Origin of the sequence: Streptomyces sp. CA-181903 (assembly GCF_050937075.1) — a bacterium.
GTDB lineage: Bacteria > Actinomycetota > Actinomycetes > Streptomycetales > Streptomycetaceae > Streptomyces.
In genome coordinates this window covers 4096996-4115707 of record NZ_JBNJLY010000001.1, presented here as the reverse complement: position 1 = coordinate 4115707, position 18712 = coordinate 4096996, and the positions used below count along the sequence as shown (strand labels likewise).

Annotated in this window: 14 protein-coding genes and 1 pseudogene; 7 read left to right on the top strand and 8 right to left on the bottom strand. The window is 73.4% G+C overall.

Features of this window, described 5'->3' with window-relative positions:
• Genes ACQEVS_RS18420 through ACQEVS_RS18410 form a run of 3 tightly spaced genes read left to right on the top strand, consistent with a single transcriptional unit; the run spans position 1 to position 2265 of the window.
• The gene (locus ACQEVS_RS18420; RefSeq protein WP_433021728.1) at positions 1-1011 is read left to right on the top strand and encodes a Gfo/Idh/MocA family protein; all 1011 of its coding nucleotides are present in this window, start codon (positions 1-3) and stop codon (positions 1009-1011) included.
• Positions 1001-1975, top strand: coding sequence for an NAD-dependent epimerase/dehydratase family protein (locus tag ACQEVS_RS18415; protein ID WP_433021726.1), 975 nt, complete (start codon positions 1001-1003; stop codon positions 1973-1975). The genes ACQEVS_RS18420 and ACQEVS_RS18415 overlap by 11 nt, the downstream gene beginning before the upstream one ends.
• A gap of 50 nt (positions 1976-2025) precedes the next feature.
• Complete coding sequence (locus ACQEVS_RS18410) at positions 2026-2265, top strand: hypothetical protein (RefSeq protein WP_433021724.1); 240 nt, start codon at positions 2026-2028, stop codon at positions 2263-2265.
• A gap of 230 nt (positions 2266-2495) precedes the next feature.
• On the opposite strand, the gene ACQEVS_RS18405 is transcribed toward ACQEVS_RS18410, so the two are convergent.
• The 3 genes from ACQEVS_RS18405 to topA all read right to left on the bottom strand — a co-directional run bounded on the left by ACQEVS_RS18405 (position 2496) and on the right by topA (position 10620).
• Entirely contained in the window at positions 2496-3734 is a 1239-nt protein-coding gene (locus tag ACQEVS_RS18405; protein WP_433021722.1) for a DNA polymerase III subunit delta', read from the bottom strand.
• A 128-nt stretch (positions 3735-3862) separates the two neighbouring features.
• The gene (gene tmk, locus ACQEVS_RS18400) at positions 3863-7603 is read right to left on the bottom strand and encodes a dTMP kinase (RefSeq protein WP_433021720.1); all 3741 of its coding nucleotides are present in this window, start codon (positions 7601-7603) and stop codon (positions 3863-3865) included.
• A 167-nt stretch (positions 7604-7770) separates the two neighbouring features.
• Positions 7771-10620: a type I DNA topoisomerase gene (topA, locus tag ACQEVS_RS18395; protein ID WP_433021718.1), complete on the bottom strand. Its 2850-nt coding sequence runs from the start codon at positions 10618-10620 to the stop codon at positions 7771-7773.
• A 346-nt stretch (positions 10621-10966) separates the two neighbouring features.
• On the opposite strand from topA, the gene ACQEVS_RS18390 reads away from it, so the two are divergent.
• From ACQEVS_RS18390 to ACQEVS_RS18380, 3 genes are all read left to right on the top strand, one after another.
• Positions 10967-11377 (top strand): TM2 domain-containing protein, encoded by a 411-nt coding sequence (locus tag ACQEVS_RS18390; protein ID WP_433021716.1) that lies wholly within the window; start codon positions 10967-10969, stop codon positions 11375-11377.
• Positions 11370-11795, top strand: coding sequence for a DUF2752 domain-containing protein (locus ACQEVS_RS18385; RefSeq protein ID WP_433021714.1), 426 nt, complete (start codon positions 11370-11372; stop codon positions 11793-11795). Before ACQEVS_RS18390 ends, ACQEVS_RS18385 begins: the two co-directional genes overlap by 8 nt.
• Positions 11796-12045: 250 nt before the next feature.
• Positions 12046-12327, top strand: coding sequence for a TM2 domain-containing protein (locus tag ACQEVS_RS18380; protein ID WP_433021712.1), 282 nt, complete (start codon positions 12046-12048; stop codon positions 12325-12327).
• Between the two features lie 174 nt (positions 12328-12501).
• Here ACQEVS_RS18380 and ACQEVS_RS18375 read toward each other — a convergent pair.
• Positions 12502-14039, bottom strand: a pseudogene (locus ACQEVS_RS18375) (DUF7059 domain-containing protein).
• A gap of 76 nt (positions 14040-14115) precedes the next feature.
• Positions 14116-14688: a small secreted protein gene (locus ACQEVS_RS18370; RefSeq protein WP_433021710.1), complete on the bottom strand. Its 573-nt coding sequence runs from the start codon at positions 14686-14688 to the stop codon at positions 14116-14118.
• Positions 14689-14766: 78 nt separating this feature from the next.
• Between ACQEVS_RS18370 and ACQEVS_RS18365 the strand changes: the two genes are divergently transcribed.
• On the top strand, positions 14767-14889 hold the full coding sequence (locus ACQEVS_RS18365) for a hypothetical protein (RefSeq protein WP_433021708.1): 123 nt from the start codon (positions 14767-14769) through the stop codon (positions 14887-14889).
• 63 nt (positions 14890-14952) lie between these two features.
• Here the strand turns inward: ACQEVS_RS18365 and ACQEVS_RS18360 are convergent, their stop codons facing one another.
• The 3 genes from ACQEVS_RS18360 to bldG all read right to left on the bottom strand — a co-directional run bounded on the left by ACQEVS_RS18360 (position 14953) and on the right by bldG (position 18702).
• Positions 14953-17412, bottom strand: a complete 2460-nt coding sequence (locus tag ACQEVS_RS18360; RefSeq protein WP_433021706.1) for a sodium-translocating pyrophosphatase — start codon at positions 17410-17412, stop codon at positions 14953-14955.
• A 383-nt stretch (positions 17413-17795) separates the two neighbouring features.
• The gene (locus tag ACQEVS_RS18355) at positions 17796-18248 is read right to left on the bottom strand and encodes an ATP-binding protein (RefSeq protein ID WP_433021704.1); all 453 of its coding nucleotides are present in this window, start codon (positions 18246-18248) and stop codon (positions 17796-17798) included.
• A gap of 112 nt (positions 18249-18360) precedes the next feature.
• On the bottom strand, positions 18361-18702 hold the full coding sequence (bldG, locus tag ACQEVS_RS18350; RefSeq protein WP_049716377.1) for an anti-sigma factor antagonist BldG: 342 nt from the start codon (positions 18700-18702) through the stop codon (positions 18361-18363).
• Positions 18703-18712 lie beyond the last annotated feature (10 nt).

Here is an 18712-nt window from a genome sequence, read left to right as displayed (position 1 = left end):
ATGAAGAACGAGCGTCCCGTGCGGCTGGGCATTCTCGGCTGCTCCGACATCGCCCGGCGCCGCACCCTTCCGGCCGTACGGAAGGTGCCTGAGGTGACGGTGGCCGCCGTCGCCTCCCGGAGCGAGGACAACGCCCGCGCGGTCGCGGCACGGTTCGGCGGCGAGGCCGTCGCCGGCTACGAGGCGTTGCTGGAGCGCCCGGACGTCGAAGCGGTCTACATCTCGCTGCCCACCGGACTGCACCACCACTGGACCGAGCGGGCGCTGCGGGCGGGGAAGCACGTGCTCGCGGAGAAGCCGCTCACCGCCCGCTACCCGGACACCGTGGCGGCGGTCGGCCTCGCGCACTCCCTCGGCCTGACGCTGATGGAGAACATGACCTTCCCCCAGCACTCGATGCACGAAGCCGTGCGCGGGATGCTGGAGAAGGGTGACATCGGAGAACTGCGGTCCCTCACCGGTGAGTTCGGCTTCCCGCCGCTGCCGCCCGGCAACGTCCGGTACCGGGCGGACCTGGCCGGCGGCAGCCTGCTGGACGCCGGCGTGTATCCGCTCGCGGCGGCGGCCATGTTCCTCGGTCCCGAACTCGACGTGGTCGGGGCGACGTTGCGGAAGGGGGCCGGGGCGGACGTGGACGTGGCCGGCGACGCGCTGCTGAGCGCGCCGGACGGCCGCACGGCCCACGTGTCCTTCGGCTTCGAGCACGCCTACCGCTGCGCGTACACGCTGTGGGGCAGCGAGGGCCGGATCGTCGTCGACCGCGCCTTCACCCCGCCGCCCGACTTCCGCCCCAGGGTCCGGCTGGAACGCGCCGACGAGGTGCGGGAGCGCGTCCTGCCGGCCGACGACCAGTTCGCCGGCACCCTGGCCCGCTTCGTCCGGGCCATCGCCGGCGGCGGGGCGGCGGCGCACGGCGCCGAAGTCGTCGCACGGGCCCGATTGGTACGTCAGGTGCAGGACCGGGCACGGCTGCTCGGCAACGGCTGGTCAGGAGGAGCAGATGGCCGATGAGCGCGAGCGTGTTCTCGTGGCCGGGGGAACGGGGTTCGTGGGCCGCCGGCTCTGCGCGGACCTCGTCGCCTCCGGCGCCGACGTGGCCGCGGTCGCCCGGCGGGCACCGGCCTCCCCGCTGCCCTGCCGGGTCCTCACCCTGGACGTCACCACGGCCCCGCCCGGCGAACTGGCCGCCCTGATCGACTCGTTCCGCCCGCACACGCTGGTCAACGCCATCGGCAGCAACTGGGGGATCGCCGAACGGGACCTGGAGGCCAACTGCGCGGTGCCGGCCAGACGCCTGATGGACGCGCTGCGGCGGACCGCGTGCCGCCCCTACGTCGTCCACCTCGGCTCGGTGCTGGAGTACGGCCCGACGCCGCCCGGCGAGACCACCAGGACCGCGACGCCGGCCCGGCCGACGACCACCTACGGCAAGGCCAAGCTCGCGGCGAGCCGCGCCGTGCTGGAGGCCGCGGCGGAGGGCGTCGTCGAGGCGGGCGTGCTGCGGATCGGCAATGTCGCGGGGCCGGGCACCCCGGCGGTCAGCCTGCTGGGCCGGGTGGCCGGACGGCTGGCCGAGGCCGTCGCCCGGGACACGCTCCCGGCGGTCGTGGAGCTGTCCCAGCTGCGCGCCCACCGGGACTACGTCGACGTGCGCGACGTGTCCGAAGCGGTGCTGGCCGCCACCCGCGCCCGCCTTCCGGGGCTGGTCGTCCCGATCGGACGCGGCGAGGCCGTGGCAGTGCGGTGGCTGGTCGACCTCCTCGTGGAGGTCAGCGGCGTGCCCGCCGAGGTCCGGGAACTCCCCGCCGCCACCACGGGCACCGCCGGCGACGACTGGGTCCAGGTCGACCCCGAGCCCGCCCGCCGGCTCCTCGGCTGGACCGCCGTCCGCTCGCTGCGCGAGTCGGTGAGCGGCCTGTGGGACGAGACGCTGCGCGCCCATGGAATCCACGACCCCGCGGGCATGCGTCGGTGACGGGAGCCGTCACCTCGCGCCCTTGAACCGGAAGGAGCGGCTACCGGGACATGGCATACGTGTCGATCGAAGTAGAGGAAGCGGTCCGGGACCGTCTGGCGATCCTGGCGGCGGAGAAGGGGACCACGATCGCCCGGCTGATCGGTGACTTCGCCGCACGCACCCCGACGGAGGGCGAGCGGGCCGGGCGGACGGCGCGGACGCCGGCCGGGCTCCGGGCGGAGCCGGGGGCGGCACGGCGGACCGGGAGGGGGAGGCGGACCGGGAGGGGGAGGCGGACGCCGAACTGATCCGCCGCTTCGGCGACTGCGTCGTCTCGGTCGGCCTGCAGACCGGGTACCTCCCGCCGGGCTGGTGAACGCGGGGAGGAGCGGTGCACGCGACGGGCCGGTGCACCGCGGCCGGTCGGTGGACCGCGGCCGGTCGGTGCACCGCAGCCGGCCGGTGCACCGCAGCCGGCCGGTGCACCTCAGCCGGCCGGTGAAGCGCGGCGGGCCCCCTGCCTCCTCGAACCGCCCCCTCAGCCCGCCCGCAGGGCCATCGTCATGGCCTCGACGGCGAGCAGGGGCGCCACATTGCGGTCGAGGGCCTGACGGCAGGCGCCGATGGCTTCTATGCGGCGCAGGGTGTGCTCGGGGCGCGAGGCGGACGCGATCCGCTGGAGGGTGTCGCGGTCGTCGGCGTTGGCGAGTTCGACCCGGGAGCCGAGCTGGAGGGCGAGGACGTCGCGGTAGAAGCCGGTGAGCTCGGTCAGGGCCAGGTCCAGGCTGTCGCGCTGGGTGCGGGTGGACCGGCGCTTCTGCCGGTCCTGGAGCTCCTTCATCGCGCCGGCCGTGCCGCGCGGGAGCCGGCCGCCGGTGCCGGCCGCGGCGCCGAGCGCGGCCCGCATCTCCTCGGTCTCCTTGGTGTCGACCTCCTCGGCGACCTGCTTGGCGTCCTCGGCCGCCGCGTCGATCAGCTCCTGGGCCGCCTTCAGGCAGCCGCCCACGTCGTCGACCCGGAGCGGCAGCTTGAGCACGGCGGCGCGCCGCGTCCGGGCGCGCTCGTCCGTGGCCAGGCGGCGGGCGCGGCCGATGTGGCCCTGGGTGGCGCGGGCGACCCGGGCGGCGAGCTCCGGCTCGATGCCGTCCCGGCGGACGAGGACGTCCGCGACGGCGGCGGTCGACGGCGTGCTCAGCGTCAGGGACCGGCAGCGGGAGCGGATCGTCGGGAGGACGTCCTCCAGCGAGGGGGCGCACAGCAGCCACACGGTCCGCGGAGCGGGCTCCTCCACGGCCTTGAGCAGCACGTTCCCGGCGCCCTCGGTGAGGCGGTCGGCGTCCTCCAGCACGATCACCTGCCACCGGCCGCCTGCCGGTGAGAGCTGAGCGCGCCGGACGAGCTCGCGGGTCTCCTTGACGCCGATCGACAGCAGGTCCGTACGGACGATCTCGACGTCGGCGTGCGTGCCCACGAGCGTCGTGTGGCAGCCGTCGCAGAAGCCGCAGCCGGGGGCCCCGCCGGGGAGCGCCCGGTCCGGGCTCACGCACTGCAGGGCCGCCGCGAAGGCGCGGGCCGCGGTGGCCCGGCCGGAGCCGGGGGGGCCGGTGAACAGCCACGCGTGCGTCATCCGGGAGCCGGACGCGTCGGCGGACGCCGCGCCCTGCCCCGCCGCGCGGTCCGCCTCCACGGCCGTGACCAGCGCGTCCGCGTCACGGGCGGCAGCGGAGAGCTGCTCCGTGACCCGGTCCTGCCCGACCAGGTCGTCCCATACCGCCATGACTGTCCTCCGCGCCCGTTGGTCCTGCGGTCTCCCCGGTCACCCATTGTGGGGCAGACCACTGACAACGGGGCCCGGGCGAGGGCCCCGCCGCAGTGAGGGCGCCCGCTCCGGGCGCCCTCGGCCGCTCAGCGGCCTCCGCGCCGGCCGGGGGCGCCGGAAGCGCCGCCGTCCGGGCCGTCACCGGTGCGGCCGTTCCGCCGGCCGAGGAGGTCGTCGGCGAGCGTCGGCGCCTCGGCATCGTCGCCCTGCCGGCCGCCCTCGGCCCACTCCGGGCGCCGCCGGGCCTTGCGCGCCCGGTCCGCGGCGTCCGCCGCGTCCGCCGTCTCCGCTTCGGTGCCGGGGCGCGGCATCTCGCGCGTGCGCATGCCGTCCGCGTCGTCTGCCGGAGCGCGCTCCCCCTCCGTGCCGCCCGGCCGGTCGGCACCGGCGGCCTCCTCGGGGCGGAACAGCCAGTCCGGAACCCGCTCCACCGGGTCCTCGGCCCGCCCGGCGTCCGCCGGGCCCGCGGCCTTGGTCCCGCCGGCACCGTCCGCGTCGTCCTTCCCGGAGCGCACGCCCCAGGTGACCCGCTGCACCGGCGGCGGAAGCGTCGGCACCGGGGGCAGCACCGTCGTCTCGTCCTCCGCGCCACGCCGCTCGACCGCTTCCGGCGCACCGGCCTTCCCGGCCGGTTTCCCGGCCGGCGCGGGCCCGTCCGAACGCACCGGCGGCAGCACCGTCGTCTCGTCCTCGGCACCACGCCCCTCGGCCGCTCCGGACGCACCGGCCTTCCCGGCCGGCTCCTCCGAGCGCACCGGCCGCAGGTAAGCGGTCTCGTCCTCCGCGCCTACGGGCGCCTTCCCGGCGCGGGCCGGGCCGGTGGTCGGCAGCACGGCCGTCTCGTCCGCCGCACCGGCCCCACCGGAATCGGCTTCCGCCCTGTCCGCCGTCGTATCGGCCTCGTGCGGATCCTTGCGGTGCACCAGCGGCGACTGGACGGTCACCGTCTCGTCGGTGTCCCGCATGAGCAGCGTCTCGCGCGGGTCCGGGCGGTGCACGGGCGGGACCCGGAGCTGTTCGGTCCGCTCGGCGTCGGCAGCCCGCGCCCCCGCCCGGAGAGCGGCCGATCCGGTGTCGGACGCCTTCTCCCGCTTCGTGAGGTCGGCGGCCTTCCCCGCCGCGCCGGCACCGGCCGCGCCCTCGGCACCGCTCTCGCGCAGCGCCGACTGCTCGACCGTGGGCACCTCGTCCGCCCCGGCGGCACCGGCCCGCGCCCCGGCACCGGACCCCGCCGCGCCGTCCGCGGCCGTGACCGCCGCACCGTCCGCGGCCGTCCGCGCCGCCTCCGCGCGCAGCAGCGCCTCCTCGGCCTTGCGCTGCTTCTCGCGCCGCCGCTCCTCGGCCTCGGCGCGCAGCCGCGCCTCCTCCTCGGCCTGCTTGCGCAGCCGCTCCTGCTCGGCGGCCCGGGCGCGCTCCTCCGCCTCACGGCGCCTGCGCTCCTCGTCCGCGCGCCGGCGCGCCTCCTCGGCGCGCTGCCGCGCCTCCTCCGCCTGCCGTTCGGCCTCCAGGCGCCGGGCCTCCTCGGCCTCCCGGCGCTTGCGCTCCTCTTCCTCCGCGCGCAGCTTGGCCAGCTGCTCCTGGCGCTCGCGCTCCAGCCGCTCCTCCTCGGCCTTGCGCGCCGCCTCCTCCTCCGCCTTCCGGCGGGCCTCGGCCTCGGCGGCCCGGCGGGCCTCCTCGCGGGCCTCGATCTCCTGGGCGGACAGCGGCAGGGCCTCGTCGAGGCGGTGGCGCACGACGGTGGTGACGGCCTCGGGCTCCTGCCCGGCGTCGACGACGAGGTAGCGCGCCGGGTCGGCGGCGGCCAGGGCGAGGAAGCCCTTCCGCACCCGCTCGTGGAACTCGGCGGGCTCGGACTCCAGCCGGTCGGGCGCCTCGGTGAAGCGTTCCCGCGCGGTCTCCGGCGAGACGTCCAGCAGCACCGTCAGGTGCGGGACGAGCCCCTCCGTCGCCCAGCGGTTGATCCGGGCGATCTCGGTCGGGGACAGGTCGCGGCCGGCGCCCTGGTAGGCGACGGACGAGTCGATGTAGCGGTCGGAGATGACGACCGCGCCGCGCTCCAGCGCGGGCCGCACGACGGCGTTGATGTGCTCCGCGCGGTCGGCGGCGTACAGCAGCGCCTCCGCGCGGTCCGACAGCCCGGCCGACGCGACGTCCAGCAGGATGGCGCGCAGCCGCTTGCCGATGGCCGTGGCGCCGGGTTCGCGGGTGACGACGACCTCGTGGCCCTTGGAGCGGATCCACTCGGCGATGGCCTGCACCTGGGTGGACTTGCCGGCGCCGTCGCCGCCGTCGAACACCAGGAAGAAGCCGTTGGCGGCGGTCGCCTCGGCCGGGTCGCCGTCGCGGACGGCGTCCAGCAGGTCGCGGTGGAACGGCACCCCGTGCCGGTCGTCGGTCTTGCCCAGGACGAGCGCGCCCACCGGCAGCAGCAGCGCGCCGATCAGCATCAGCGTGAAGGCCGCGCCGCCGTGGTCGAAGACGAAGTTGCCGTCCTCGGCCCGGTGCGGGCCGATGAGCGCGGCGAGGACGGGCGCGACGACCGCGGACAGCGCCACGGTGACGCGGACGACCGCGTGCAGGTGCTCCGTGACGCGCGGGCGGCGCTCCTCCTCCGCCTCCTGGTCGAGAAGGGCGTGCCCGGTGTTCGCGACGACGCCGGCGGATACGCCCGCGAGCAGGATCAGCAGCAGCACGGTCGTGGCGTCGGGCACCAGCCCGGCGGCCAGCAGCGCGACGCCCGTGACGGCGAGCGAGAGGGCCAGCAGCCTGCGGCGGGAGAACCCGGGCAGCACACGGCCCGCGCTCCGGATGCCGAGGACGGGTCCGCCGGTGAGGGCCAGGGCCAGCAGCCCGAAGGCCACCGGGCCGCCACCCAGGTCGTACGCCTGGAGGACGGCGACGCCGAACGCGGCGGCCACCGCCCCGGCGACGGCCGCGCAGGACAGCACGAAGACGGGGATGCCACCCGTCCGGCCCTTGTCGGGGGCCTGGTCGCGCTTCGGCCGGCGCTGGCCCTCCAGCGGGGAGCGCGGGGTCACCTCGCGCGCGCCGGGGAGGGCCAGGAAGTAGACGATCACGCCGGAGGCGTTGAACAGGGCCGCCGCGAGGTACGAGCCGAGCGCCGGCTGGTGCTGGTGGAACCAGTCGATGCCGGACCCCAGCAGATTGCTGACGAGCGTGATGGCGACGAGGGCCGCCGCGGCGGCCGGCAGGGCGACGAACGACGTGCGCAGCGTCAGCCGCCGCAGCGCGTCGCCGTGGTCGGGGACGGGCCGGACGGCCGCGCCCTCAAGGGGCGGCCGCGGCAGCAGGGTGGGCGCCACGCCGTCCTTGGCAACGGTCCACACCCGCTCGGCGACGCCCAGGAGGAACGCCGTGACCAGCAGGGATGGCAGTGCCTTGCTCTCGGTGAAGTCGATCCACACCGGGGCGACGGCCAGCAGCAGCGCCCGGACGGCGTCGGCGCCGATCATCGTCCAGCGCCGGTCGAGCGGGCCGGACGGCGCCAGCAGTGAGTTGAAGGGGCCCAGCAGGACCGTACCCAGGAGCAGAGTCGCGAGCAGCCGCGCGCCGAGGACCGCGGCCACGGCGAAGGCGGCGCCCCGGTACCCGCCGCCGAACGATCCGGCGGTGACGGCCGCCTGGAGCGCCAGCAGCAGGAGGACCAGCAGGCCGAGGGCGTCGCCGACGCCCCCCGCGGCCTGGGCGCTCCACAGCCGCCGCAACGAGGGGATGCGCAGCAGGGCGCGGACGGCACGCTCGCGGGAGTCCGCGGCCAGTGCCCCTGAGGGAGAGGTCACCACTGTTGGCTGCTCGGCTCGCGTCATCCTGCCAGCCTATCCGGAGCGTCTGAATTCGAACCGCACGAGCGAACACCTGATCGAAGGGTGAGGCCGGACGGGCACGCCCGGCCCCTGGAAAACGGCCGGGCGGCGGAACCGGAATCCGGCCCGCCGCCCACTGCGCGTCCTCCGCACCCTCTGCCGTGAACCGCCTATTCGGCCTTGGCCGCGGCGGCCGTCTTGGCCGCCGTCTTCTTGGCCGCGGTCTTCTTCGCGGTGGCCGCCTTGGCCGTCGTCGTCTTCTTCGCCGCCGTCTTCTTGGCGGTCGTCGTCTTCTTCGCGGCGGTCTTCTTGGCCGGGGCCTTCTTCGCCGCCTTCTTCGCGGTCTTCTTGGCCGGCCCCTTGGCCCGCTTCTCCGCGAGCAGCTCGTACCCGCGCTCCGGCGTGATCGTCTCCACGTCGTCGTCGCGGCGCAGCGTGGCGTTGGTCTCGCCGTCCGTGACGTACGGGCCGAAGCGGCCGTCCTTGACGACCACCGGACGCTCGCTGACCGGGTCGGTGCCCAGCTCCTTCAGCGGCGGCTTGGCCGCGGCCCGCCCGCGCTGCTTGGGCTGCGCGTAGATGGCGAGGGCCTGCTCCAGCGTGATGTCGAAGAGCTGGTCCTCGGTCTTCAGGGAGCGCGAGTCCGTGCCCTTCTTCAGGTACGGGCCGTAGCGGCCGTTCTGCGCGGTGATCTCCACGCCCTCGGCGTCGGTGCCGACCACGCGCGGCAGCGACATCAGCTTCAGCGCGTCGTCGAGGGTGACCGTGTCGAGGGACATCGACTTGAAGAGCGACGCCGTCCGCGGCTTGACCGCGTTCTTGCCGGTCTTCGGCGTGCCCTCGGGCAGCACCTCGGTGACGTACGGGCCGTAACGGCCGTCCTTGGCGACGATCGGGTGGCCCGACTCCGGGTCCGTGCCCAGCTCGTACTCGCCGCTGGGCCGGGCGAACAGCTCCTCCGCGTACTCGACGGTGAGCTCGTCCGGCGCCAGGTCCTCGGGGACGTCCGCGCGCTGGTGGCCCTCGGTGTCCTTCTCGCCGCGCTCGACATACGGGCCGTAGCGGCCGACGCGCAGCACGATGCCGTCGCCGACGGGGAACGAGGAGATCTCCCGGGCGTCGATCGCGCCCAGGTCGGTCACCAGCTCCTTGAGACCGCCGAGGTGGTCGCCGTCGCCGTTGCCCGCCTCCGCGGCACGGCCGGTGGTCTCCGCCGAGCCCTCGCCGAAGTAGAAGCGGCGCAGCCACGGCACGGCCTGGGCCTCGCCGCGGGCGATGCGGTCGAGGTCCTCCTCCATGGCGGCGGTGAAGTCGTAGTCGACGAGCCGACCGAAGTGCTTCTCCAGCAGGTTGACGACGGCGAAGCTGAGGAAGGACGGGACGAGCGCGGTGCCCTTCTTGAAGACGTAGCCGCGGTCGAGGATGGTGCCGAGGATGGACGCGTAGGTCGACGGGCGGCCGATCTCGCGCTCTTCCAGCTCCTTGACCAGCGACGCCTCGGTGTAGCGGGCCGGGGGCTTGGTGGCGTGGCCGTCGGCGGTGATCTCCTCGGCGGTCAGCGCGTCGCCCTCGGTGACCTGCGGCAGCCGGCGCTCGCGGTCGTCCAGCTCGGCGTTCGGGTCGTCGGCGCCCTCGACGTACGCCTTCATGAAGCCGTGGAAGGTGATCGTCTTGCCGGAGGCGCTGAACTCGGCGTCCCGGCCGTCGGAGGCGCGTCCCGCGATCTTCACGGTGACCGAGTCGCCCACCGCGTCCTTCATCTGGGAGGCGACGGTCCGCTTCCAGATGAGCTCGTACAGCCGGAACTGGTCGCCCGTCAGGCCGGTCTCCGCGGGAGTGCGGAAACGATCACCCGAAGGACGGATGGCCTCGTGCGCCTCCTGCGCGTTCTTGACCTTCCCCGCGTAGGTACGCGGCTTCTCCGGCAGGTAGTCGGCCCCGTAGAGCTGGGTGACCTGCGCCCGGGCGGCCGCGACGGCGGTGTCGGACAGCGTCGTGGAGTCCGTACGCATATAGGTGATGAAGCCGTTCTCGTACAGCTTCTGGGCCACCTGCATGGTCGCCTTCGCACCGAAGCCCAGCTTGCGCGACGCCTCCTGCTGGAGGGTCGTGGTGCGGAAGGGGGCGTACGGGGAGCGGCGGTACGGCTTGGACTCGACCGAGCGCACCGCGAACGAGGTGTCGGCGAGGGCGGCGGCCAGCGCGCGGGCGTTCGCCTCGTCCAGGTGCAGCACCTGGGCGGCGTCCTTGAGCCGCCCGTTCGCACCGAAGTCACGGCCCTGGGCGACCCGCCGGCCGTCCACGGAGGACAGCCGCGCGGCGAAGGTGCCGGGCTCGGCGGCGTCACCGCCGCGACCAGTGGAAAAGGTGCCGGTGAGGTCCCAGTACTCGGCGGAACGGAACGCGATCCGCTCGCGCTCCCGCTCCACGACGAGCCGGGTGGCCACGGACTGCACCCGTCCGGCGGACAGCCGGGGCATGACCTTCTTCCACAGGACGGGCGAGACCTCGTAGCCGTAGAGACGGTCGAGGATGCGCCGGGTCTCCTGGGCGTCGACGAGCTTCTTGTTCAGCTCGCGCGGGTTGGCGACGGCGGCCCGGATCGCGTCCTTGGTGATCTCGTGGAAGACCATCCGGCGGACCGGCACCTTGGGCTTGAGGACCTCCTGCAGGTGCCAGGCGATGGCCTCGCCCTCGCGGTCCTCATCGGTGGCCAGGAAGAGCTCGTCCGACTCGGCCAGCAGCTCCTTGAGCTTCTTGACCTGGTCCTTCTTGTCGGCGTTGACGACGTAGACGGGCTGGAAGTCCGCGTCCACGTTCACGCCCAGGCGGGCCCACGGCTCGCCCTTGTACTTCGCCGGGACCTCGGCGGCCCCGTTCGGCAGGTCACGGATGTGCCCGACGCTCGCCTCGACGACGTATCCGGGGCCGAGGTAGCCCTTGATCGTCTTCGCCTTGGCAGGCGACTCGACGATGACGAGTCGGCGGCCGCCCTGTGCGGTCTCGCTGGTCGGGGACAACTTCGCTCTTCTTCCGGTCGCAATCGGCATGGGAGTTGCGGTGACGCTGCGGAGTGTGACGGTACATCCCGCCCCCGTGTCAAACGGAGAAAGCCCGCAACGCCACTCGAACGGTAACCCGACAAGCGTCCTGTCTGCCGCCCGGAGCGTCGGACGCCACATCCGCCGTACCCCGCCCCCGCACCGTACGGGCCGGCGGAGAAGCCGGGAACGCGTCGCGGAGAAGCCGCGGCGAAAGCCCGGAGCGCCGTGTCGGACCCTGCTGGCAGGATGACCACCGCACGTCATGCCATCCGATCGTGCGACTGATTTCCGCCAGACCTCACACGGCAGGAGCTTTCCACCCATGTCCGACCAGACCCCGTACGGGTACCCGCAGGACCCGTACGGCCAGTCCCCGCAGGGGCAGCAGCCAGGCTACCCGCAGGCGTCGTCCCCTTACGCTCAGCAGCCCGGCTACGCCTACCCGCCGCCGATGGCGCCGGGCGCGCCCGGGATGTACATGGGAGACCCGAACGCCCCCTACGGCTACGACCCCTACGGCCGGCCCTACTCCGAGAAGTCCAAGATCGTGGCGGGCGTCCTCCAGCTCTTCCTGGGCACCTTCGGCGTCGGCCGCTTCTACACCGGGCACGTGGGCATCGCCCTCGGCCAGCTCTTCACCTGCGGCGGCCTGGGCATCTGGTCCCTGATCGACGGAATCATGCTGCTGGTCGGAAACCACACCGACTCGGCGGGCCGCCCGCTCCGTGGCTGAGAAGCCCCGCCGAGGGGCGCGGGCCCAGGTCGCGCGCGCCGTCCGCCACCCGGCCGCGGCACCGCTCGGGGCCCTCGCGGCCGGGGCGGCCGGGGCCGCCTACCTGTGGGGCACCGACCCGCACCGCCCCGGGCAGTGGCTTCCCCGCTGCCCGTTCCACTGGGCGACGGGCCTGCTCTGCCCGGCCTGCGGCGGCACGCGCATGGCGTACGACCTGATGCACGGGGACCTCGGCGGCGCGTTCCACGACAACGCGCTGCTCCTGCTCCTCGGGCTTCCCGCGGCCGTGTACCTGTGCGGCCGCTGGCTCGTCGAGGGCCTGAAGGGCCGCCGTTACCGGCCGCGGCTCGGCCGAAGCGGGACGGCCGCGGTCCTGGGGACCGCCGTGGTCTGGGCGCTGGTACGCAATCTGACCTGACCGGACGACGCCGTCGGCGGGCCGGGCTCGCCGACCGACCGGTTTCGGCCAACCGGACAGATGCCGAATCACCTCACAAGTCGTCACATCCGCCCGGCCAGGCCCGGTCTGCGCTCTGTCACCGAATGATCACGATTACGGAACCGGCACAACTTTCCGCGCACCCCTCCGGTCTGCTTGATCGCCGCAGTGCCGGCCCTTCCCCCATCGACGGGCCGACGGCATCCTCCGACCACTTGGGAGTCCGCTCATGTCCTACCCCGCCCCGCCGCCCTACCAGGGCCCGCCGGCGCCCTTCGGCTACGCGCCCAACGGGCAGCCGTACTCCGAGAAGTCCAAGATCGTGGCAGGCGTCCTGCAGATCTTCCTGGGCGGCCTCGGCGTCGGCCGCTTCTACACCGGGCACGTGGGCATGGGCGTCGCCCAGCTCCTCACCTGCGGTGGCCTGGGCTTCTGGGCGCTGATAGACGCCATCATGTTCTTCGTCAGCGACACCCGCACCGACAAGAACGGCCACGTGCTCCGCGGCTGACGCCTCGCGAGCGCCGCCGCCCCCGGAGGCGGCCCCGCCCCCGGGGCCGCTCCGGGCGCCGCACGGACGCGGCGCTTCACAGAGGCGGCGCTTCAGGGACGCGGCGCCACCCGAACACGGCACCGCCCGAACACGGCGCCGCACCAGACGGAGTTCCTCACCCGGCGGAGCCCCTCACCCCTCCTCCTCCGGAATCAGGAACCCCTGCTCCACCAGCAGCCTGATCGCCTCGGGCGTCCGGTCGCGCAGCAGGACCGGATCCTCGCCGACGAGCTGGGCGATGGCGTCGAGGATGCGGCCCGCGCCGAGAGTCCCGTCACAGACCCCGGCGAACCCCGCCCCCACCGTGTCGACCTTGGTGGCGCGGCGCATGCCCCGGTTCTGCCGCAGCACCACGTGCTCCGGGTCCTCCGCACCCGGCAGCCCGACCTGCTCCTGGACGACCTCGGGAGCCAGCCGGAAGCGGGCTGCCAGCAGCGCGGCGTCGTCGTGCGTGCGCAGGAACTCCTGCCGTTCGAAGTGGTCCCGGATGCTCGCGCCCAGCGGCTGCTCCACCGGGTGCGGCCACTCCTCGGCGATCACCGAAGGCCGCTCGGCCCCGGACTTGCGCAGCGTGATCCAGCCGAAACCAATCCCCTTCGTCCGCCGCTCCTCGAACTCCGCGAGCCACGCGTCGTACCGCGCCGCGTACTCCTCGGGGGAGGTGCGGTGGTCCCCCGCGTCCCGCAGCCACAGCTCGGCGTACTGGGCCGCGTCCTGGACCTCCCGCTGGACGATCCAGGCGTCGCAGCCGGCCGGGACCCAGGACGACAGCCGCTCCCGCCAGTCCTCCCCCTCCACGTGCTGCCAGTTGGCGAGCAGCTGGCAGTAGCCGCCGTCGTTGAGCCGGTCCGCCGCCTGGGACACCAGCGTGCGGCAGAGGTCGTCCCCGCCCATGCCGCCGTCCCGGTAGGTGAGCCGGGCCCCCGGGGAGATGACGAACGGCGGGTTCGAGACGATCAGGTCGTACGTCTCGTCGGCCACCGGCTCGAACAGCGAGCCCTGGCGCAGGTCCGCCTCGGGCGCGCCGGAGAGCGCGAGCGTGAGCCGGGTGAAGCGCAGGGCGCGCGGGTTCAGATCGGTCGCGGTGACGCGGCCGGCGTGCTGGGCCGCGTGCAGCGCCTGGATGCCGGAGCCCGTGCCGAGGTCGAGGGCGCTCCCGACCGGCGTGCGGACGGTGATGCCGGCGAGCGTGGTGGAGGCGCCGCCCACGCCGAGGACGAGCTCCGAGCGGTCGATGCCGGACGGACCGGCTCCGCCCCGGCGATGCCGCCCGCGCCGCCGACCGCGCAGCCGAGGTCGGAGACGATCCACCAGTCCTGCCCCTCCGGACCGCCATAGGGGCGCACGTCCACGCTCGCGCGGACGGTGTCGCCGTCGCGGACCAGCCAGCCGTCGGCGAGGCAGTCCTCCAGGGGGAGCGCGGCGGCGGCCCGCGCGGCGGGGACGGACCGCTGCAGCAGGAAGAGCCGGACCAGGGTCTCCAGCGGACCGTCCCCCCGGGTGGCGCGCAGGGCGGGGACGGTCTCGCTGCGCGCGAGCGCGGCGTAGGCGGGGGCACCGAGCAGTTCGAGCAGACCGTCGGCCGTGAAGGCGGCGGCGAGCAGGGCGTCGCGCAACCGGGCGGTGCGCGCGGACTCAAGGGGTGCGTCGGCGGAAGGCAGCGTACTCACGGAACCATTGTCGGGGGCACCACTGACAATCCGTGACAGCCCGCCGCCGCCTCCCTCGCCGGCGCCCCCGGGAAGGTCAGACCTGCGCGGGCGGCATGGACGCCGGGATCTTGCAGGACTCCTGCTTGGCCATCGCCTGGCCGGCGTCGCCCGACTGGAACTTCTTGAGCGCGTCGCCGCTCTTGCCGCTCAGCTTCCCGAGATCCGCGGCCATGTTCTTGAGGCCCTCGGAGAACTTGGCCCGGTCGGACGTGTCGAGCGCGTCGACCTTCGTCTTCAGGGTCTTGTACGACGCGGCGAGGTCCTTGAGCGCCTTGACGGCGTCCTCCTGGTTGGCCTTGCCGCTGTCGACGGGCGGCGCGCCCGCGTTCTGCACGGACTGGGCGAGGGCGTTGTACGCGTCGACGTTGGCCTGGAAGGCGGCCGAGTCCGTCCGCTGGACCTTCTTCGAGTCCTCCTCCGTACGCACGGAGGTGATCGAGGCGTTGGCCTGCTGGATCTTCTTGACCTGGGGCTGCATCGTGTCGCAGACCTTCTTGGCCCAGTCGTCGAGCTTCTTGCCCTTGTCCTCGCCGCCGCCACCGCATCCCGTCAGCGCCAGGACGAGCGCCGCACCGCCGGACAGTGCGGCCAAAAGCTTCTTGTTCACCGGATCGGTCCCTTCAATGGCTCTCGGCCCCGGAACTTACACGTCCCACCGGCACGGCCCGCGAGCCGAGCATCCCATATGACCTCCTACCTCGCCATTTACGGCAATCTCGATGTGGCGTTCGCCGCGCCGGACACGCCCGCCCGGAGGCTCAGGAGTACGGACACGCGCGAGCGGGACGGCACCCGGCCGGACGGCTGATGACACACCGTCCGGTGTACGGTTCCCACGCCGTCCCGCCCGCGCTTCCGCCGCCGTCCGGCGTCAGGACACCACCGCCGGATCGGTCGACTTGGCCGACCGGTCGGCGCCGCCGTCGACCGTGACGCTGCGTCGCTTGGACACGTACACGGCCGCCACGATCACCAGCGTGGCCAGCACCGCCACGCCGATCCGCAACGGCCTGCTCGCGTCGGCGCCGTAGGAGAACTTCACCACCGCCGGCGCGATGAGCAGCGCCACCAGGTTCATCACCTTGAGCAGCGGGTTGATGGCCGGCCCCGCGGTGTCCTTGAACGGATCGCCGACCGTGTCGCCGATGACCGTCGCGGCGTGCGCCTCACCGCCCTTGCCGCCGTGATGGCCGTCCTCCACCAGCTTCTTGGCGTTGTCCCAGGCGCCACCGGAGTTGGCCAGGAACACGGCCATCAGCGTGCCGGCGCCGATCGCCCCCGCCAGGTACGAGCCGAGCGCGCCGACGCCCAGGGCGAAGCCGACCGCGATGGGCGCCATGACCGCGAGCAGCCCCGGAGTGGCGAGTTCCCGCAGCGCGTCCTTGGTGCAGATGTCGACGACGCGGCCGTACTCCGGCTTCTCGGTGTAATCCATGATCCCGGGGTGCTCACGGAACTGCCGCCGCACCTCGTACACCACCGAACCCGCCGACCGCGACACCGCGCTGATGGCCAGTCCGGAGAAGAGGAAGACGACGGCCGCCCCGAGGATCAGGCCCACGAGGTTGTTCGGCTGTGAGATGTCCAGGCTCAGGTTCATCTCGGTCGACTTCGCGCCCACGTCCTCGACCGCCGTCCCGATCGCGTCCCGGTACGAGCCGAAGAGCGCGGACGCGGCCAGGACGGCCGTGGCGATGGCGATGCCCTTGGTGATGGCCTTGGTGGTGTTGCCCACCGCGTCGAGCTCGGTCAGCACCTGCGCCCCGGCGCCCTCGACGTCCCCGGACATCTCGGCGATGCCCTGGGCGTTGTCGGAGACCGGACCGAAGGTGTCCATCGCGACGATGACGCCCACCGTGGTCAGCAGGCCCGTGCCGGCCAGGGCCACCGCGAACAGCGCGAGCATGATGGACGTACCGCCCAGCAGGAACGCCCCGTAGACGCCGAGGGCGATCAGCACGGCGGAGTAGACGGCCGACTCCAGCCCCACCGAGATCCCCGCGAGGACGACGGTCGCCGGGCCGGTGAGCGAGGTCTTGCCGATGTCGCGCACGGGCCGCCGGCCGGTCTCCGTGAAGTAGCCCGTGAGCTGTTGGATGAGCGCCGCCAGGACGATGCCGATGGCGACGGCGACCAGCGCCAGCACCCGCGGGTCACCGTCGTGGCCACTGATGGACGGGTCGCCGAGACCGTCCAGATCCGCATAAGTGGACGGCAGATAGGTGTAGACGGCCAGCGCGACGAGCGCGAGGGAGATGACGGCCGAGACGAAGAAGCCCCGGTTGATGGCCGTCATCCCGCTCCGGTCGGCCCGGCGCGGCGCCACCGCGAAGATGCCGATCATGGCTGTGACCACGCCGATCGCGGGCACGAGCAGGGGGAACGCGAGCCCGGAGTCGCCGAAGGCCGCCTTGCCGAGGATCAGCGCGGCGACCAGGGTCACGGCGTACGACTCGAAGAGGTCGGCCGCCATGCCGGCGCAGTCGCCGACGTTGTCGCCCACGTTGTCGGCGATGGTGGCCGCGTTGCGCGGATCGTCCTCGGGGATCCCCTTCTCCACCTTGCCCACCAGGTCGGCGCCCACGTCGGCCGCCTTGGTGAAGATTCCGCCGCCGACCCGCATGAACATGGCCAGCAGCGCCGCCCCGAAACCGAAGCCCTCCAGCACCTTGGGCGCGTCGGCCGCGTAGACCAGCACCACGCAGGAGGCGCCGAGCAGACCGAGGCCGACGGTGAACATGCCGACGACACCGCCCGTACGGAAGGCGATCTTCATGGCGCGGTGGGACGCGGTCGTGGCATCCACCGCCCCGGCGGCCGGGGCGTTCTCCGGACTCGTGGCGGCAGGGGAGCCGATGGAGGAACCGGCCGCGGAATCTGCTGCCGTTCCGGCCACGGAAAGCGCCGCCTCCCGCGCCGCGGCGGCCACGCGCACATTACTGCGCACCGCGAGCCACATACCGATATAGCCGGTGGCCGCGGAAAAGAGCGCACCGACCAGAAAGAACGCGGAACGCCCCAGACGCTGCGACCAGTTGTCCGCCGGAAGAAGCATGAGAAGGAAGAACACGACCACGGCGAACGCGCCGAGCGTTCGCAACTGCCGCGCCAGATAGGCATTCGCGCCTTCCTGTACAGCCGCGGCGATTCTCTTCATGTTCTCGGTGCCTTCTCCGGCCGCCAGCACCTGCCGCACCAGCACCACGGCCACCACGAGGGCCGCGAGGGCCACGGCCGCGATGACGATCACGAGAACGCGGTTGCCACCGGTGAGCTCAACCGCGAGATTCTGAGTGAAGACCACCTGTTCAGGGGTGAAGGGCCCCGCCATTCGTCCTCCTTGACGTTTGGCACATGGGCGCGCGGCCGGACCGTTCACACGGGACGGCCACCACGCTCAGGCGTCCTGAGCTCAAGATGGACGGATTGTAGGGAGCATGACGAGGTCCCAACAGGGCGCCACAAACGGAATGAGTCTTCTCCGGTGGAGAATCCGTGGAAGATCCGTACACTCGACGGGCCGCCCGTGAAGATCGGGAAATGCGTCACGCCCATTTCCGGCCCGGCGCCCCTTTGCCGACGGGACCGGCGGAACGGGGTCCGCCCGGCCGGGAAAACCCGACAGGAAATCACGGCTAGACAAGCGAATTCCGCCATGGCCCACGGCTACGGCGGATCCGGCAGCCGCCACTGGCCCGAACGGCGGACGCGGGGCTACGGCAGGACGGCCGCCGCGGTCGTCGGCCAGCTCATCCGGATGACGCCGCCGTTCTCGTCGGCGGACACCTCGACGTCGTCGACCAGGCCGCTGATGACGGCGAGGCCCATGTCGTCCTCGCCGTCGGAGCCCGCGTCGTCGTGCTCGGCGGTCGTCGTCACCGTGGTGCCGCCCACCACGACCTCGGTGACGACCGGGTGCGGCGCGTCGTCGCCCACCTCGATGGAGAACTTCTTCTCGTCCTCGGTGAGCCGGACCCGGACCGGGGAGGAGATGCCGCCGTTCCGGTGCAGGCCGACGGCGCGCGAGCACGCTTCGCCCACGGCCAGCCGCACCTCGTCCAGCACGGCCTCGTCGACGCCCGCCCGACGCGCCACCGCCGCCGCCACCAGGCGGGCGGTGCGGACGTGCTCGGGAAGGGCACTGAAGAGCAGTTCGACGGTGGCCATCCCATCCCCCTCAGTCGTACGTGCCCTCCCCCTCGCCTCCGGGGCAGGGCGACATCACGGAGGAACCGAGCGGCCTGCCCGGCGCCCCCGCGTACCAGTCCTGCGGCGACCGTCAGTCGGTCGCCGACACCGCGTCGTCGACCGAGGTGTGGATCGGGAACACCTTGGTCAGACCGGTGATTCGGAAAATCTTGAGAATGCGCTCCTGGTTGCAGACCAGGCGCAGCGAGCCCTCGTGCGCCCGCACCCGCTTCAGGCCGCCGACCAGCACGCCGAGACCGGTCGAGTCGAGGAAGTCGACCCGCTCCATGTCCACGACGAGGTGGTAGCTGCCGTCGTTGACAAGCTCGACCAGCTGCTCCCGCAGCTTGGGCGCGGTGTACACATCAATCTCGCCACCCACCTCGACAACCGTACGGTCGCCAACGGTCCGGGTCGACAGGGACAGGTCCACGGATCCTCCA

Excerpts from the sequence above, each read along its gene's own strand:
- ACQEVS_RS18365 (WP_433021708.1), top strand. The coding sequence starts at position 14,767 with ATGACCTCCTACCTCGCCATTTACGGCAATCTCGATGTGGCGTTCGCC.
- ACQEVS_RS18360 (WP_433021706.1), bottom strand. The coding sequence starts at position 17,412 with ATGGCGGGGCCCTTCACCCCTGAACAGGTGGTCTTCACTCAGAATCTC.
- ACQEVS_RS18420 (WP_433021728.1), top strand. The coding sequence starts at position 1 with ATGAAGAACGAGCGTCCCGTGCGGCTGGGCATTCTCGGCTGCTCCGAC.
- ACQEVS_RS18410 (WP_433021724.1), top strand. The coding sequence starts at position 2,026 with ATGGCATACGTGTCGATCGAAGTAGAGGAAGCGGTCCGGGACCGTCTG.
- tmk (WP_433021720.1), bottom strand. The coding sequence starts at position 7,603 with ATGACGCGAGCCGAGCAGCCAACAGTGGTGACCTCTCCCTCAGGGGCA.
- ACQEVS_RS18415 (WP_433021726.1), top strand. The coding sequence starts at position 1,001 with ATGGCCGATGAGCGCGAGCGTGTTCTCGTGGCCGGGGGAACGGGGTTC.
- ACQEVS_RS18380 (WP_433021712.1), top strand. The coding sequence starts at position 12,046 with ATGTCCTACCCCGCCCCGCCGCCCTACCAGGGCCCGCCGGCGCCCTTC.
- ACQEVS_RS18405 (WP_433021722.1), bottom strand. The coding sequence starts at position 3,734 with ATGGCGGTATGGGACGACCTGGTCGGGCAGGACCGGGTCACGGAGCAG.
- ACQEVS_RS18355 (WP_433021704.1), bottom strand. The coding sequence starts at position 18,248 with ATGGCCACCGTCGAACTGCTCTTCAGTGCCCTTCCCGAGCACGTCCGC.
- ACQEVS_RS18390 (WP_433021716.1), top strand. The coding sequence starts at position 10,967 with ATGTCCGACCAGACCCCGTACGGGTACCCGCAGGACCCGTACGGCCAG.